The organism is Modestobacter sp. VKM Ac-2979 (assembly GCF_026967995.1).
Taxonomy (GTDB): Bacteria; Actinomycetota; Actinomycetes; order Mycobacteriales; family Geodermatophilaceae; genus Modestobacter.
The window spans coordinates 426,759-441,120 of sequence record NZ_JAPVBO010000001.1 but is presented as its reverse complement, the minus strand read 5'-3'; the positions used below and the strand labels follow the sequence as shown (position 1 = coordinate 441,120).

Genomic DNA, 14,362 nt, shown 5'->3' with positions numbered 1-14,362 from the left:
CTCGCGCCTTGCCGCTTCCCTTTTGACTGCAAGCACCCCAGGATTAGGTGAAGCAATGCTATGTCCCGTCCTACCGACAGGGTACGGTGCGCCTCACCATCTTGCCCCCTGCGGGCTGCTGTGTCCGCATGGCGCTGGTAACCGGGAGGGGCCGTTTGGTGGCAATCGAAGATGTAGTGCGCAAAGCATTCGAGGACGCGCGGGCGTCGGGCTATGAAGAGGCCTTCCTGTCCGAGGCGATAACCAACTGGCGAGAATGCGAAAAGAGCATAAACAAGACGACCACGGTCCTTGTGCTGACCTCTGCGGTCGCAGAGTTGGTCCTTCGCGGAGCGGCGTCCGAGCTGTCGATCGCGGGCATTAAGGTCACGCAGCTTGTTGTCGTCTACTCCGCACTCCCGGTGGTCATCGCATACTTGTATTCCAGTCTGATGTTCCTTTGTGCCGAGTCTTCGATGAATCAGACCGCCTTTGACGCCGTCATGACTGTGCGACAGCCCACTCTTTGGCGTGCGAACCTCGAGCGGTTGTTGTACCCCCCAAATATGACATTCATTGCAGGTGATCGACTCCGCCACGGATTTCCCCGTGGATCAAAGCTTGGAAAGCTCGTGGATTGGGCACTGGGTGCGCGAGCTATACTCCTAATAATCCTTCCGATTGCCTTCATTTCCTACATGTTCGTGCGACTCTTTGACAAGATGGGAGCTTCCAATGTTGCAGTATGGATTTCCCTATGCTTGTCGGTGATTCTCGTGTTGGTCGGACTGGTGGGCCTGGCCGCAGCAGCGCTCGTCTGGGAGGGCCAAGACAAGTCTTCGTGAATTTGGCGGCGCGCTCCCGGTTAGAACTGCACGGGCTCGGGGACCGGTTCGCCGGAGACGACCTCAGCGTCGAGCACGTCTTCTCTCGTGTATGCGTCGCTGTGCCAAGCCTGCTTGCCCAGATGACGACCGATCGTTCGGCGGACGCGCTGGCTTTGCGGGTCTAGGCCGAAGTCGCGGAGCGTGGCGACGATCGCAACTTCAAGGGCAGTGACCGTCTGCTCGTTGAGCTTTGACCGGCGGTCGTCGGTCTTGCTCGTGACCATCCCGCTGGCGAGCTGGCCCAGATGTCCGCGCTCGGCTGAGTAGACCGCCAGCAGCGCGCCGTTGTTGGGGTCGTGGGCCAGCTGGCCGTCCAACCAGTCGATCGGGACTGCCCAGGCTTCAGTTGACTCGGTTCGTTAGGGGCGGTCAGGCCGCGTGAGCGGCCTGGGTCAGTGTCTCGAACTCGATGGTGGTCATGCGGCCGAGGGCGTCTTGGCGCCGGCGGCGGTGGTAGGTCTTCTCGATCCAGATGACGATCGCCAGGCGCAGCTGGTCACGGGTTGTCCAGCGCTGGCGGTTGAGGACGTTCTTCTGCAGCAGGCTGAAGAAGGACTCCATGGCGGCGTTGTCGGCGCAGGCACCGACCCGGCCCATCGAGCCGCGCAGCTGTGCGTCGCGGAGAGCGCGGACGTAGGCGTGCGATCGGAATTGGCTGCCGCGGTCGGAGTGGACGATCGCCTCGACCGGGCCGCGCAGCGCCAGCGCGTTGCTCAACGCGTTGACCGCCAGGTCCGAGGTCATCCGGGCGTCGATGGAGTAGCCGACGATGCGCTTGGAGCAGGCGTCCTTCACCGCGCAGAGGTAGAGCTTCCCTTCCGCGGTGGGGTGTTCGGTGATGTCGGTCAGCCACAGCCGGTTGGGCGCCTCGGCGGTGAAGTGGCGCAGCACGAGATCGTCGTGGACAGGTGGTCCGGGCTTTCGGTTCAGCCCGCGCTTACGCGAGTGCACCGACCACAGGCGCTGGGAGCTGCACAGCCGATTGACCCGGTTGCGGGAGGCCCGCACCCCTTGTTCGGCGAGCTCGTCGGTGATGAACCGGTAGCCGAACCCCGGGTCGTCGTGGTGAATGTCGATCGCGGCGTTGATCAGGTGCGCGTCGTCCCAGTCGCGCTGGCTGACCGGGTCGGCCTGCCACTTGTAGAACGCCTGCTTGGAGAAGCCCAGCACCCGGCAGGTCACCGCGACAGGGATCTTGTCGGCGGCCAGGTCCTGGACCAGCGGGTACATCATCTTGGGAGCACATCGCGGGCGAAGTAGGCCGTCGCTCGGCGCAGGATCTCGTTCTCCTGCTCCAGCTGCTTGGCCCGCTTACGCAACTCCCGGTTCTCAGCTTCCAGGTCGACCCCGGCGCTCGAGGCAGCCGGCGATGACGTCGGGCCGGAAACCCTGTCCTCGCGGTCGGCGATCTTCAACCACCGCTGCAAGCAGGACTCAGAGACCCCGAAGCTCCTGGCGACCTGCGCGACCGACTGGTCACCCTGCCGGGCAACCGCGATCACGTCAGCCCGGAACTCCTTGGGGAACGGCTTGGGCACGATGCAGATCCTTCCAGCGAGACCGAAGCCTCACAGGTGAGGAGTCAACCGAACCCTGGGCAGTCCCATCCGCCCCTGGGTGCGGTCGAGTTCTTCTTGCAGCGCGTCGACGGCGGAGATCGATCGCGGGATGCCGAGTCGGTTGGCCAGGTCGACGGCTTGGGCTTCCGCGACGCGCTCGACGGCCTTGGCGCGGGTCCTTGGAACCGAGCCGCCGTGCATGCGGCACCGCTCCTGGCCCTTCATGGCCGGCTGGGTGCAGTCGCCGCCGTCGCGCCGTCGGGCACGGCACAGCCGCATGTGGTCGACGGGTGCGTTCGTGTGGGGCCGCGCGGGCGGGGTGCCCCCGTGCTGCACGCACATCGGCTGGTCGGAGACAGCGATGTACGTGCAGCCGGGAGCGTCGCAGCGCGGATCGCGCTGCCCCATCAGGCTGCGATCTCGGCGGCGCGTGCGATGCCCGAGGGGGTCAGCGCCTGGTCGATGCGCAGCGCCTCGCCACCACGGAACAGCACGGACTCGAACGTCTCAGAGAACATCTGGAAGTCGTTCGCCGCGTTCAGCGTCGAGTCCCGCACCAGGCCGAGGTCGAGCGTGCCGCCGTCGAGGAACTGGAAGGCCCCGGCCGGGAACATGTAGCTCACGACGCTGGTCGGCCACGCGTTGACCGCGCCGGGTGCCTGCGGATCGAACTGCTGCCCGGCCTCACCGTCCAGGGCCCACGTCGGTGCCAGGTTCCGCGACGCGAGGTACTGCCCCAGCTCGGCGTCGCTGATGCCGATCGTGGCGTCGCCGGGCTCCTGCAGCGCCAGATCGGACCGGAGGATGCCCTTGGCCCAGTGCGGCAGGATCAGCTGCAACGGGGTGTCTGGTGCCGTCCGCAGCCGGTTGCGTATCCCCGTGGCGGCGCGGTCCAGCAGTGGCAGCAGCACGCGAGTCGCACCGAGGCCGTTGCCCTCACCGGTAGCGCCGGACACCGACGTCGACAGCGAGCCGATCTGCGTGAGCAACTGCTGCTCGGCGATCCGGGCGTGCAGCGTCATCGCCAGGTCCGTCACCCGCGCGATGTGCTCCGGGTAAGTCCGAGCGAGCAGGTTGCCGAACGTCAGGATGTTGGTGACGGCCTGGACGGTCACGAGGATCTCCGGGCCGGGAACGACGCGCAGGCTCGGCTTGCGCACCGTCGGGTCGGTCACGGCGGCGAGGTCATCGGCCACGTCCCAGATGTCGATTGCGCCTTCCAGATCGGCCAGCGTCGGCGGACGCATGAACCGCACTGCGCCACGGGTCGTGGTGAACGTCGGCAGCGACTGCTTGACCGGCCGGTCGTTGACCTCCGAGCCGGGCAGCGCGTAGTCGGTGTCCTCCGGCGCACCGAGCCCACCGGCCGCCACGATGGCCTGCACGGCTGCGTGGCTGTGTGCCTCGGCGGCGGCGTCGAGTGCCGCTGTGGTGCTCACCGGGTCGTCGCTGCTGAGGGTTTGCGCGGCAGGTCGATCAGCGTGGACCCGCGCCAGCAGGACGCGGCCGTTCGCGGTGTTCGCGGCGCGGTTGCTGCGCAGCGCGTCAACGATCTCCCCAGCCAGGGAGGCGCGGTCGTTGATCGCGGTACCGCTGGCGGTCATCGCGTGCGACGAGCCGCCGGGGGAGAGGCGAGGCCGACGATCACCGGGAACGACCAGTCGACTCCGAGGGGAGGACTGGTCGCGCAGCGAGGCCAGGATGGTGCGGGACTCGTGCGCACGGATGACGTTGTCCTCGCGGCGCTTCTCTTCGCGCTTGAGCGTCGTCGCGGCTGAGGCGAGGACTTCGAGCTGAGCGAAGCGCTCTTCGCCGTGGACCTGGGTGGGGTCGACCTGGCTGTCTTCGAAGGCCTGGAGGATGAGGGTCTTCAGCTCGTTGAGCTCTTCGTCGCTCAGTTCCGTCACTCGTCCGAGCAGCTGCTTGATGCGGTCCATGTTGGACTCCCGATGGCGTGATCACGTGGTGATCGACTCGCACATCGGGATTGCCGCCGTAGCGCCATGTCGCGCCACCGGTTCACCGCTGCTGCCCTCGCTCAAAGGCGCCGGGCCGTCGTTCTAAGTAGATCGTACGTCGTCTGGCTCGCCCGTCTGTTCGGTCGTCTTAGGCTCGTCTTTGGGCGAGAATCCCGTAAGCTCTTTCAACTTCCTCCCTGGCCACGTGATCGCATCTTTGCGGCGTTGTCGTCTTCTTTGCTCCTGTGCAATGGTTGGTGCAAGATAAGTCTTGCAGGCATCCCGCAAGGAATGAATGTCGTCGTACTGCCGCGTGATGTATCCCTCGGCGGTCGTGTGCTTCATCGTCTGAAAGTTTGCGTAGACGTGAGCGTGCTTTATCGCCCACGCGGTGTCTTCGACCAACCGGTCAACGAAAACTTGGCCTTCGTGCATCGTCAGTGCAGCGAACCTGACGTGGAGGTCCTCGATCAGTACGTCGAGCTCGGCTGCGCGAAGTTCTAGGGCAGTGGACGCCTTCTTGTAAGCGGTGTAACGCTCAAACCACTTGTCGCTAGATGGCACGATGACGCCGTTCGCGGCGACATCGATGTTCCGGAACCATTCGATGGTTGCCGTGCGATGGGTTTCGCCAGCCATGATCAATGCAACACCCAAGCGGCGGCACTCGCGCAGATACTCGTCCTGGCGATCCACGCGACTCTTGCTCGTAGCCTGCTGACGACCAAGCAAAACGCCCAGGAGAGCTGCTGCCGGCGCAGCCAACGGCCCGGTTAGACCTACCCAATCCACCACGTCTCTGGTCTAGCACGAATTGCCGACAAATTCCCCCACCGGCGATCGGGGCGCGCTACAGGAGTCCAGTCCGTGCTCTGCGCCAGGAGCGTGATGCACGCACAGGTCATCGATGAGGGCGGCTTCGGCCACCGGCTGAGATGACCTCCAAGCAAGACGACGACGCCCACTGCGGGATTACTCGCAGTGGGCGTTGTCGTATGTCGAGCGCGGCGCTCAGCCGCCTGGGGGGCGGGTCAGACGGCTCGGCTCAGGACGCCGCGGACGGTGGAGGGCCACCAGCGAAGCGCAGCACCCCGCTGGCCGAGGTGCTGCGGGCCCAGGCCGCCGACGTGCGGGAGGCCGGCAAGCGCCGGCTGCTCGAAGCAGGCGGGCGCAAGGAGATCGCGATGATGGTCGCAAACGCTAGGTGCACACCGTCTTGGCCGGGTGGGTCAGTCTCTGTTCCTGGGTATCATTCAGGCGATGCCCATCCCCGTAGGAGAGCAAGACGAGCAGTCGTCGCTCCATAGGCTGCGGTCGGAGGCTTGGGACCGCGCCATCTATGCTGCGGGCACTGCGTACATCTTTGAGATTCGGGTGGCGAAGCTCCGCCGCAAAATCAAATTGCTGACCTTCTTCGGCTTCGCTGCCCCATTGGCCGTCGGTCTCTTGGTATTGGGGTACGGGCTCGACGCCCCCTTCTTGCCGGTCGTCCTTCCCGTTACCATCGCCGCCGCCGCCGTTCAGCTCGTCATCGCGCTCTGGGCTTCGTTGTCGAACTGGTCCGAGGACTTGGAGCGGTCGGTGCGCTCTCTCCTGGCCAACGAGGCGCTGAGACAACGGTTTGAGGACCTGGGCAGAACGCCGCCTGAGTCGGAGGAACTACTGCGCCACGGCCTAGACGTTCAGCGCGTTGCCGATGAGGCCCAACGTCAGCAGGACCACGTGATCGGTGTGTCGGCGAAGGACAAGAGGAGGGGTATGAGGGCAGGCCTGCTGAGGTATGTACGTCCGTGCGCATCCTGCAAGGAAGTGCCAACCACGATGAAGCCGACTAAGTGTGGAGTTTGCGGTGACTTCTAGCCAACCGTCCGCCAATGCCCAGCGAGTCTTTCGCGGGTTCGCGACACTGGGCAGCCAAGATCAGGATGCCCTTGTTGAGATGATCAGCAGGTATCGACGGGAGAATCCGGGGCAGCGCGAAAGCACGCGCAAGAGCTTTGAAAACGTCCCGGGCGTGGACCTCGGGCCGCTCTCGGGTGGTTGTCCCTGTTGTGGAAGGGGCTAAACGACTGAAGCGCTAGGCCGATGCGCGTAAACGACGAAGGCCCCGACCTTCGGAAGTGGAGGTCGGGGACCTTCGTGGTTGTGCAGGGAGGGTCGCCGCAGCGGCGGAGCGGTGGCCTGCTCTGGTGGCCAAGGGCAGTGGCCTCGCGGACGCCGCGCCCTCAAGGTGACGGCTGAGAATCTCGTGGCCTACATGGCAGGCGACGCCCAGTAGCTGGCGGCGTGTAAACGCAAGACGCCCCGCCTCCGTGGTGCGGAGACGGGGCCTTCGTGGTCATGCGCGGTTGGGTTCAAAAGGTCTGCAAGTGCCCGCCCTCTGCGGGGAGCAGGCGGGGCCGTGTCGTGCGGGGCGGTCTCGGCGCTATCAGCCGCTGGTGATGCCCTTGACGGCGACGTCCACCGCCGACGTGATCGCGGCGATAGGTACTGCTCCGCTCCACTGGCTCAGCATTTTTCGTGAGGCTTCGCGCCAGGTCGTCTTCGTCTTGTTGTCCTGCGCGATCTCGGCGACAGACCCCATAGCTCCGCCCAGCTCAAAAGTTACGCTCCGGAGTGCGGCAGTGCCAAAAGTTTCGATCTCCTCAAGCACCCTGCCCGCTTCAAAAACCAGGCCGAGCAAGTACCGCCTCGGCCCCTCCTTGAGAACGTCATCCCCAGTCTCGGTGATAAGAGCAGTGGCCTGGTCGATGGCAAGGCGTAGGTCGGCGAGATGCTCGGCGGACAGCTTCGGGGTTAGTCGCGCGGTGTCAATGGTGCCAGCAAGTGCGCGAAGGAGACGAAGGTCGCGGGGGTCAATAGCAGGAGCGGTCTTGGTGGCCAGGCCGTTCCAGCCGTGGTTGATCGAAAAGACGGCCTCGTACCAAAACGGGAGGGTCTCTAGGTAGTAGTCAACGTCGTCTCCGGCCGCTCGGAGCGCGTCGAGGTCGCGTTCCACCTGCACGAGGTAGCCGACCGCGCGCTGATGCAGCGGCCAAAGCGAGGTTCCGCGCTGCGTCGCCACCGTGCGGCGATGACTGAGGGCGCTGGCCCCCTGGGGAATCGTCCACTCCTCGATCAGGTCAGCGAGCAGGGCGGCAGCGTTCTTCACAGTCACGACCTTCTCACCGGGGACCGGCGACGCGCTTGCCTGCGGTCTGCATGAGCACGCCCGCCCCTCCTGTCACAGGGGCAGCTCCGGCGCGACGACCGCAGGGCCCCGCCCTCCGCCAAGCGGACGGGGCCGGTGTCGGTGCTCAGACGCGGGAGATCAGCGGAAGCCGCCGCCCCGCTTGGCCTTGCGGAGAGCCCACGTCACGGCGTCCACCGTGGCGGCGGGGCCAGCCTCGGTGGTGTTGACCGTGAGGCTTTCGATGAGCGGGCCAGAGCCGCCGTTGACCTGTAGGCCTCCAGCGGCGGCCTCGGTCGCGGTGGTCCTAGGGTCCCGTCATGGCGTTCGGGAGACAGAAGGCGGGCGATAATCAGTCCGACGACGGCAACATGGTTCCCGAGGCCGAGGTGCGGGCCATCGTTGAGGCCGCGATCCGGGCCAGGGACTCCGGTCGCCGGATCTTCACCTGCTCTGTGACCGTGGAGTTCACCACGGGCAGTGGCCTCGGCATGGGAGGCAAGCGGAGCACCCAGGTCAGGCGTTGGGATCCGGCCGTGATGATTGAGGAGGTCGAGGCGCTCGGATGGCGCTTGGAGCATCTCGACCACGTCTGGGAGCAGACGGAGCACAACAACGCTCTCGGTGGCGCCGCGATGATCCGGGGGCTCACGGTGGCCCACCTGCTGTTCCGGATGGGCGAACGGCCCTAGGAGGGCGGCACTTCGCCACCGCCAATGGGGTCCAAGGGTCGCTTTCCTGTCGGACCTTGCCATTCCAGATATGTATGTAACGCTGCCACTATGGACATTGCAGCAGTCGTGGCGATAGTCGCCGCTGGCATCTCATTGGTGGCGCTTGTTGCCGCGTTCTACCAAGCCAAGAGCGCCAAGGACCAAGTCACCGAAGCGCGGGAGCAGACCGAGCTACAGAGGCAGATGCACCGAGACGCGACGGAGCCGTACGTCTGGGCAGACATTCGCCCGGATGAAGGTCACGGACAACTTCTCAAGGTCGTCGTACAGAACGGCGGTCCCACGGTAGCGGAGGACATTCGGGTGAGTTTCGACCCCCCGCTGCGGGACGCGAGCGAGCGCGACGGGGGAGTCTTCTCGGCTCTCGACGGTGGAATCTCGGCGCTGGCCCCTGGGCGCTGGATGACGTGGAGCATCGGCGATCCCAATAAAGTCATCACCGATGATGCTCCCACGTCCTACTCGGTAACGGTGGACGCCGTGGGGTCGTTCGGAGCCATTAAGACGTTGCGCTATACGATTGATCTTTCCCAATGGGCCGAGACCTCGGGAGTGCCGCTGGGGACTTTGCATGAGGTCAGGAACGCCATCACCGACGTCACCAAGGCGATCAAGGGTGGCGGCGTGTGAACGGCCCGGAACGCGAGAAGGCCCCGCCTCCTCGGGAAGAGGAGACGGGGCCTTCGTGGTAATTCGGTGTGTCTTGGACTTGCCGGATCTACGCCGCGTCTGCGGGATGCCCGTCAGAGCCGTGCAGGAACCCGGAACCTCGGGTGGACGGGGTCGACGCCGTTGTCATCACAGAGAAAGCGGAGGCGGCGGATCTCCCGCTGGAGCGCGTACTCGCCGTCCTCCGGCTCTACCGCCTCCGCCCACGCCGCGCATCCGCAGTCGGCACCGCACCACCAGCGGCTCACCTCGTAGAGGAGGCCGGTGTCCAGGTCGGTGACGTCCACGGTCGGCGGGATGAAGTCCGGCGGGGTCCCGCTCTCCGGGGCCAGGCGCGGGAGAGCGTCGAAGGCGTCCCGATCATCCTGGTCGACGCGGAGGCGGAGGGTGGGGCCTTGGTCATCTCAACTCGGATGTGCGTCGTCAAGTTCAAAAAGCGGCCGAAGTTCGTAGGCAGCGGCTCATGCCGCGTCCTCGCCAGCCAGGTCCTCGTTCCGCGGAGTGACCCTACAGCGGTAGCGCGCCCAGCTCGACGCGTCACGTCAGGCGGCATCAGCCATGCTTCGCGGATGCACGAGGACTTCTACTCCGTCGCCACAACCGCCGCCTTGGTCTTCCTTCTAGGAGGTATGTACGCGGTGAACAGGAAAGAGGCTGAGGGCATGCAGGGGTGGCAGCACTTTATGCTGTACGTCTTCTTCGCTGGGCCAGCTCTTGGCGTGCTCTTCATCTCACTGGGAGTGCTGTCCGGGGATATCAGTGATACATCTGCGTGGCGGACGACCGTCCGCTATTTAGTGCTAGTGCAGGTGATGACCGGCATGGTCGGTTTCCTAAGCCAGTCCAACGAGCACCGCAAGTAGAAACTGGGAGCACTGCTTGAGGGCGGGGGTGCTCACTTGGGGGTCTCCGCGTTGAGAGTGGTGGGAATGGGGGTCTTCTTCGCGGCCTTATGGGCCTTCTTGACGATCTGCTCGACGTCCTTGAGGGCCTTCTCGTGGGCCTTCTCGGCCAGGACCCGGTGCTCGGCCTGCAACGTGGCGAGCTGCTCGGCGTGCGCCGCCTCGGCCTCCCGGCCCTCCCAGGCCACGAGAATCTGGGAGATCCAGTCGCGGGTGACGGTCTGGACGATGACGTCGGGGTCGGTCTCGTCACCGACGAGGGCGGGGTAGGTGCCTCGGAGAGCGGAGACGATGCGGGGCCGCATCTCCGGCGGGACGACGATGCCGCCGATGACGTCGGCGTCAGTGGGGCGGTCACCGACGGCCTCGTGCGGCGATGCGGCGCTGGGCCTCGGCCCGGCCCCCTGCCGACGTGGAGCCGGACGTGGCTTCGGTGGACGCGGGTTCAGAGGCGGCGTCCTCGGTCGCCGTCTCGCCGGGCTTGACGGGGTGCCTACGGCGGGCTTCGACGCGAGCCGCCTCGATGCCGCTCTGCCAGCTCGCCTCCTGCTCCCGCCGGGACTCGGCACGGAGTTGGGTGACGGCCTTCTCGGCGGCGGTGACGGCGGCGGCAGTCGCCGGGCTCACCTCCACGTCCGGGCGAGGCTCGACGGGCTTGCCCGCCCGGCGGCGGGCCTCGGCCACCCCGGCGGCGGCACCCCGGGGCTCGGAGAGCTGCTTCCGCTCGGCTCGGGCGACGGCCTGGGCGTCCTCCAGCACGCGCTCGGCCTCGCGGAGGCGACCGGCCAAGGTCGGCGTCCCGGTGGGCTGGTCGTCCTGGTCCTCGTCGTCGGCACCGACGCCATGAGCCTTCTGCGCGGCCACGGCGTTGGCTAGAGCAGTAGCCAGCCGGTCGGCGTCGGCCAGAAGGGCCGCCAGGCGGGTCTCGGCAGCGGTGATGTTGTTGGTGGTCATGCGGGGTCCTTGTCGGTGTCGTTGGGGGTGGCCTGCCAGCCGCTGTCGGGCTGGACGACGCGAAAGCGTTCTCGGGCAGAACGCGGGGAGCCGCTGGATCGGCTGGGGTCCGGAGCGTGACGAACGGAGTGGCCAGCGGAGCCAGGGGACGCGGGGTCCTCACCGATCACTACCCCGGCTCGGCGCATGGCCGGGATAGTGAGCAGTAGGTCGTCCAGGAGTCGCCGCATGGTGTCCACGCTGGCGCTGGAGGACCCGGGCGCCTCTGCTTCGGCGCGCTTGCGCACGTAGAGGGCGACGTCGTTCTCCAGGCGGTCCTGTTGCCAGATGACGGCTTGGGGCCGGGTCCACTCCTGCTCCCATAGCAGGGCTTCCCGGGGGCTTGCTTCACCGGGCAAGGGCCAATCGGGGGCTGGATGCTGACGGCCCTCGCGGGACAGGACGGTGAGGTGGCCGTCGAAGGTGGGGACTCGGCCGGAGCGAGGCGTGACTCCACGAGGCAAAGGGTGTCTCCTTTAGGGCTGGCAGTGAGGTGGGGGGTGTTAGCTCTCGACGAAAAGCCACGCCACTCTCTCGCGGCTGGGGGGTGCTTCCTGGGACGCTCTGAGCCAACCAGTAGCGAGGGGGCGGTCGGCGTGGCGACTAGTCGAGGTGGCCGAAGCGGTGGTCAGGTCTCGTCCTTCTTTAGCAAGCATGCTTACGAGGTCGTCCGCGACCTGGGCATCGCACTCTTAGCGATTGCTATCACGTTCCATCTTGACGCTCGGATTGCCGATAGGCAGGAAGCGAGGGAGGATCTGCGGAACGCGCAACAGCAGATTGTTGAAAATGTGCGTTTCGTGCGGGAGCGGTCGGGTGACTCTGATGGAATCAAGCCGTTCATGATCATGAACTTGCGAGGTGCGAACCTGTCCGGCTTGCATCTCGGTTGCAGTGCACCAAGCGAGCCTTCATGTGCCGACCTATCTAACGCCGACCTGAATGGTTCCGTCTTGCAATACACTAATCTTCGCAACGCCAACCTTTTCGGTGCCGATATGACGAACGCCCGACTGTGGTCGACGGATCTGGAAGGCGCGAATCTAATCAACACTGATCTGCGTAACGCCTGGCTGGCTGACGCGCGGCTGCAAGGCGCAGACTTGCGGGGAGCGGACCTGTCCGGCGCGGATCTATCGACGAGTCCCGCGCTCGTGGATGCGACCACCATCGATGGCGTCTGCTATGACTCCCGAACGAAGTGGCCCCGAGGCTTCATGCCGCCTTCACCAGAATGCGACGGGTGACCCCGGCCGACCATTCCGCAGCTCACCCCGCTGCCCTCACCTCCGGGCGTGAGGGGGCTGAGGGGGGGTGTCTACCCCCCAGGGGGGGGACCCTGGTTGAAGTCGGAGAGGGTGACGGTCACTCGGGTATGGGTGGGCGAGGCCGTGCAGTCCTGGAAGAGCTGAGAGGCTCAGAGCCCGGTCCGCTTCCAGCCCGCGTTACAACGCCTGCACTGGGCGACGACGCCGTCGGAGGTCCCTCCGCCGTGGCGTAGGGCCTTCACGTGGCCGCCTTGAGCGGGGTTGTCCTCGGTGAAGCGCTCGCCACACTCGGAACAGTTGGTGGCCTTGGCCTTGGCCTTGGCCTTGGCCTTGGCCTTGGCCTTGGCCTTGGCCTTGGCGGAAGCGCGACGGAACGCCGCGTCGTAGCCGCGTTGTGCGGGCGTGCCGCGTTCACGCTCGTACTCACTGGCGTGCGTTGAGCATCGGCCTCGGAAGGTCGCGTGCTCAGGGCAGCCAGGCCGTGCGCAGATCTTGGGGGCTCGGGCCATGAGGGCTCCAGAGGGGTTGAGGGTGTGCCCGCCCCCGACACCGCCCGGCTCGCGCTGGGCAGGGTCACTGGCAGCCACCGGGCAGGGCGGCAGGACTCAGGGGGGTGGCGCTGGCATGGCCGCCAGGGGTGAGCCAGGTGCCGGGGCAAGGGGGCGTTGACGGCCACCTCCCTCGGGGGAGGCGGCCTACCTCGGCCACCTCCGGCCGCCTCCCCCAGGAGAGGGCGGCCGGAGGGAGAGGGGGCAAGCCGAGGGGCCGGGGGTGTCAGCCCTGCTGGGCGGCGGAGTAGTCGCGGAGCCCAGCCGGGCTCCCGCCGGGGAGCTGGTGGGCGAGGACGTTGGCCTCGGAGCCGTGCCATGCCTGGAGGCTTCCGGGCTCCGGCCGCACCGGCTCCAGCTCGCCGGTCCGGGGATTACGGACCAGGTGGACGGAGGTGTCGCGGATGACCACGGCCCCGTCCGCCTCGTCACCCGGACGACCGATCCGGGGCGAGAGCGTGGCGCGATGGCGGACGACCAAGAGAAGGTCGTCGGTGCTGGATCCGAAGGGATCGAAGGGGGCAGAGGAGACGACGCGGCCGGTGAGGTCAGCGGTGGCGTGGCCTCGTAGCTCCTCGGCGTAGCGGGGCCAGGCGGAGCCGATGCCTGCGTACATCGTGCGGGCGAGGAGGACGCGGCCACCCTCTCGGCGGTATAGATCGTTCGCCGCGTTGAGGAGGTCCCGGTGGTCCTTGCGGACCTCATCGTGACGGCGGGCCAGGCGGCGAAGGGCGGCGAACTCGTCGGCGAGCCCGTTGTCCACGGCCTCCTCGGCGCTGGTCACCCCGCCGAGCTTGGCGGCGATCTCCTCGGCGTCGTTGAGGACCGTGTCCAGGTCCTCGGCCAGGGCGTCGTAGAGGGCATCGGAGGAGTCCACGATGACCTGGACCAGCTCATCGCGGTAGCGAGCCGGAGCCTCGGCCAGCAGCTTCACGGCCGCGTTCCGGTGCGCCCGAGCGGTCTCGGCTACGCCGAGCTTGGAGATCAGGTCGGCCACGTCAACCGAACCGCCAGCGCGGAGGGTGGCGTCCACCTCGGCGGCCAGGTCGTCGGCGGGCACCGGGGTCTGGCGGGCCTCGGCGGCGGCCTTAATCGCGGCGGTGAGCGCGGTGGTGAGGGTGTCGAACTCAGGCGGCAGCACGGCCATGAGGCGTGCGCTGGCGAAGACGGTGCGGACCAGGCGGCCCCGGTGGTCGTCGGCGGGGAGGCGGACGTCGGGGGCGGTGCGGACGGGGGTGGGGGTGTTGGTCGTCAGTGTCAAGTGCTCACGGTCTGGATCGTCCTCAGTGCACCTCGATGCACGAGTGTCACCTGCGCCGCGTACACCGCGAGCATCGCGACAGCGAGAGCGGCCACACCGGCCCATCGCCACAGGGTCAAGCCCTCAGCATGGGCAGAGACATCGGCGATGCCGATGGCCAGGACCTCGAATGCCAGGAAGACGACTCCCGCTGCGAAGACGACCGAGGCCAAGCGCCCTGGCCTGTACGCGAGGGCGATCGCGCCCGGCAGCAGCACCACGACGTAGAAGACCGTGATCCCAGCGGTCCCCACCCAGCTGAACTCCGCGGCTCCGTTGGTCACCAGGGCGATCGCGCGCATGAGCAACCGCGTGAGCGCCGCACTGGCGGTGCCCCATACGGCAGCCACAGCGGTGCCCCTGGCAGCCGCACGTCCCAGCCGATGGATGTCCATG

At 66.7% G+C, this 14,362-nt stretch carries 17 protein-coding genes; 6 read left to right on the top strand and 11 right to left on the bottom strand.

The window, feature by feature from the left end:
• Positions 1-128: 128 nt before the first annotated feature.
• Positions 129-824 (top strand): hypothetical protein, encoded by a 696-nt coding sequence (locus O2W15_RS02165; protein WP_269178200.1) that lies wholly within the window; start codon positions 129-131, stop codon positions 822-824.
• 20 nt (positions 825-844) lie between these two features.
• Here O2W15_RS02165 and O2W15_RS02160 read toward each other — a convergent pair whose 3' ends face one another.
• The 5 genes from O2W15_RS02160 to O2W15_RS02140 form a co-directional block, all read right to left on the bottom strand.
• Positions 845-1,183: a hypothetical protein gene (locus O2W15_RS02160; protein ID WP_269178199.1), complete on the bottom strand. Its 339-nt coding sequence runs from the start codon at positions 1,181-1,183 to the stop codon at positions 845-847.
• A gap of 52 nt (positions 1,184-1,235) precedes the next feature.
• Positions 1,236-2,404 (bottom strand): IS3 family transposase gene (locus tag O2W15_RS02155; RefSeq protein WP_269178198.1). Its coding sequence is split into 2 segments (ribosomal slippage): positions 1,236-2,107 and positions 2,107-2,404, totalling 1,170 coding nucleotides; the frame shifts between segments, so codons are not numbered across the junction.
• Between the two features lie 30 nt (positions 2,405-2,434).
• Complete coding sequence (locus O2W15_RS02150) at positions 2,435-2,704, bottom strand: HGGxSTG domain-containing protein (protein WP_269178518.1); 270 nt, start codon at positions 2,702-2,704, stop codon at positions 2,435-2,437.
• A gap of 128 nt (positions 2,705-2,832) precedes the next feature.
• Positions 2,833-4,362 (bottom strand): major capsid protein, encoded by a 1,530-nt coding sequence (locus O2W15_RS02145; RefSeq protein ID WP_269178197.1) that lies wholly within the window; start codon positions 4,360-4,362, stop codon positions 2,833-2,835.
• A gap of 123 nt (positions 4,363-4,485) precedes the next feature.
• A complete protein-coding gene (locus O2W15_RS02140) occupies positions 4,486-5,079 on the bottom strand; it encodes a hypothetical protein (RefSeq protein ID WP_269178196.1) in 594 nt (197 codons plus the stop codon).
• Positions 5,080-5,643: 564 nt separating this feature from the next.
• Between O2W15_RS02140 and O2W15_RS02135 the strand changes: the two genes are divergently transcribed.
• The gene (locus O2W15_RS02135; RefSeq protein WP_269178195.1) at positions 5,644-6,243 is read left to right on the top strand and encodes a mobilome CxxCx(11)CxxC protein; all 600 of its coding nucleotides are present in this window, start codon (positions 5,644-5,646) and stop codon (positions 6,241-6,243) included.
• A gap of 568 nt (positions 6,244-6,811) precedes the next feature.
• Here O2W15_RS02135 and O2W15_RS02130 read toward each other — a convergent pair.
• Positions 6,812-7,534 carry a hypothetical protein gene (locus O2W15_RS02130; RefSeq protein ID WP_269178194.1) on the bottom strand — a complete coding sequence of 241 codons (723 nt, stop codon included), beginning with the start codon at positions 7,532-7,534 and terminating at the stop codon, positions 6,812-6,814.
• Between the two features lie 338 nt (positions 7,535-7,872).
• Here O2W15_RS02130 and O2W15_RS02125 point away from each other — a divergent pair, with 338 nt between their 5' ends.
• The 3 genes from O2W15_RS02125 (at position 7,873) to O2W15_RS02115 (ending at position 9,818) form a co-directional block, all read left to right on the top strand.
• Positions 7,873-8,244 (top strand): hypothetical protein, encoded by a 372-nt coding sequence (locus O2W15_RS02125; protein WP_269178193.1) that lies wholly within the window; start codon positions 7,873-7,875, stop codon positions 8,242-8,244.
• A gap of 90 nt (positions 8,245-8,334) precedes the next feature.
• Positions 8,335-8,916, top strand: coding sequence for a hypothetical protein (locus tag O2W15_RS02120; protein ID WP_269178192.1), 582 nt, complete (start codon positions 8,335-8,337; stop codon positions 8,914-8,916).
• A 143-nt stretch (positions 8,917-9,059) separates the two neighbouring features.
• Complete coding sequence (locus O2W15_RS02115) at positions 9,060-9,818, top strand: hypothetical protein (RefSeq protein ID WP_269178191.1); 759 nt, start codon at positions 9,060-9,062, stop codon at positions 9,816-9,818.
• 32 nt (positions 9,819-9,850) lie between these two features.
• Here the strand turns inward: O2W15_RS02115 and O2W15_RS02110 are convergent, their stop codons facing one another.
• Positions 9,851-10,162 (bottom strand): hypothetical protein, encoded by a 312-nt coding sequence (locus tag O2W15_RS02110; RefSeq protein WP_269178190.1) that lies wholly within the window; start codon positions 10,160-10,162, stop codon positions 9,851-9,853.
• Positions 10,163-10,211: 49 nt separating this feature from the next.
• On the bottom strand, positions 10,212-10,811 hold the full coding sequence (locus O2W15_RS02105; protein WP_269178189.1) for a hypothetical protein: 600 nt from the start codon (positions 10,809-10,811) through the stop codon (positions 10,212-10,214).
• A 539-nt stretch (positions 10,812-11,350) separates the two neighbouring features.
• On the opposite strand from O2W15_RS02105, the gene O2W15_RS02100 reads away from it, so the two are divergent.
• Positions 11,351-12,097 carry a pentapeptide repeat-containing protein gene (locus O2W15_RS02100; protein WP_269178188.1) on the top strand — a complete coding sequence of 249 codons (747 nt, stop codon included), beginning with the start codon at positions 11,351-11,353 and terminating at the stop codon, positions 12,095-12,097.
• 170 nt (positions 12,098-12,267) lie between these two features.
• On the opposite strand, the gene O2W15_RS02095 is transcribed toward O2W15_RS02100, so the two are convergent.
• The 3 genes from O2W15_RS02095 to O2W15_RS02085 all read right to left on the bottom strand — a co-directional run bounded on the left by O2W15_RS02095 (position 12,268) and on the right by O2W15_RS02085 (position 14,268).
• Complete coding sequence (locus O2W15_RS02095; RefSeq protein WP_269178187.1) at positions 12,268-12,627, bottom strand: hypothetical protein; 360 nt, start codon at positions 12,625-12,627, stop codon at positions 12,268-12,270.
• Positions 12,628-12,892: 265 nt separating this feature from the next.
• On the bottom strand, positions 12,893-13,927 hold the full coding sequence (locus tag O2W15_RS02090; protein ID WP_269178186.1) for a hypothetical protein: 1,035 nt from the start codon (positions 13,925-13,927) through the stop codon (positions 12,893-12,895).
• Entirely contained in the window at positions 13,924-14,268 is a 345-nt protein-coding gene (locus O2W15_RS02085; protein ID WP_269178185.1) for a hypothetical protein, read from the bottom strand. Before O2W15_RS02085 ends, O2W15_RS02090 begins: the two co-directional genes overlap by 4 nt.
• Positions 14,269-14,362 lie beyond the last annotated feature (94 nt).

Bases quoted from the DNA above. Each gene is read 5' to 3' on its own strand.
- O2W15_RS02145 (WP_269178197.1), bottom strand. From the start codon at position 4,362: ATGGACCGCATCAAGCAGCTGCTCGGACGAGTGACGGAACTGAGCGAC.
- O2W15_RS02085 (WP_269178185.1), bottom strand. From the start codon at position 14,268: ATGCGCGCGATCGCCCTGGTGACCAACGGAGCCGCGGAGTTCAGCTGG.
- O2W15_RS02095 (WP_269178187.1), bottom strand. From the start codon at position 12,627: ATGGCCCGAGCCCCCAAGATCTGCGCACGGCCTGGCTGCCCTGAGCAC.
- O2W15_RS02110 (WP_269178190.1), bottom strand. From the start codon at position 10,162: ATGCGGCCCCGCATCGTCTCCGCTCTCCGAGGCACCTACCCCGCCCTC.
- O2W15_RS02150 (WP_269178518.1), bottom strand. From the start codon at position 2,704: ATGCGGCTGTGCCGTGCCCGACGGCGCGACGGCGGCGACTGCACCCAG.
- O2W15_RS02125 (WP_269178193.1), top strand. From the start codon at position 7,873: ATGGCGTTCGGGAGACAGAAGGCGGGCGATAATCAGTCCGACGACGGC.
- O2W15_RS02165 (WP_269178200.1), top strand. From the start codon at position 129: ATGGCGCTGGTAACCGGGAGGGGCCGTTTGGTGGCAATCGAAGATGTA.
- O2W15_RS02120 (WP_269178192.1), top strand. From the start codon at position 8,335: ATGGACATTGCAGCAGTCGTGGCGATAGTCGCCGCTGGCATCTCATTG.
- O2W15_RS02105 (WP_269178189.1), bottom strand. From the start codon at position 10,811: ATGACCACCAACAACATCACCGCTGCCGAGACCCGCCTGGCGGCCCTT.
- O2W15_RS02135 (WP_269178195.1), top strand. From the start codon at position 5,644: ATGCCCATCCCCGTAGGAGAGCAAGACGAGCAGTCGTCGCTCCATAGG.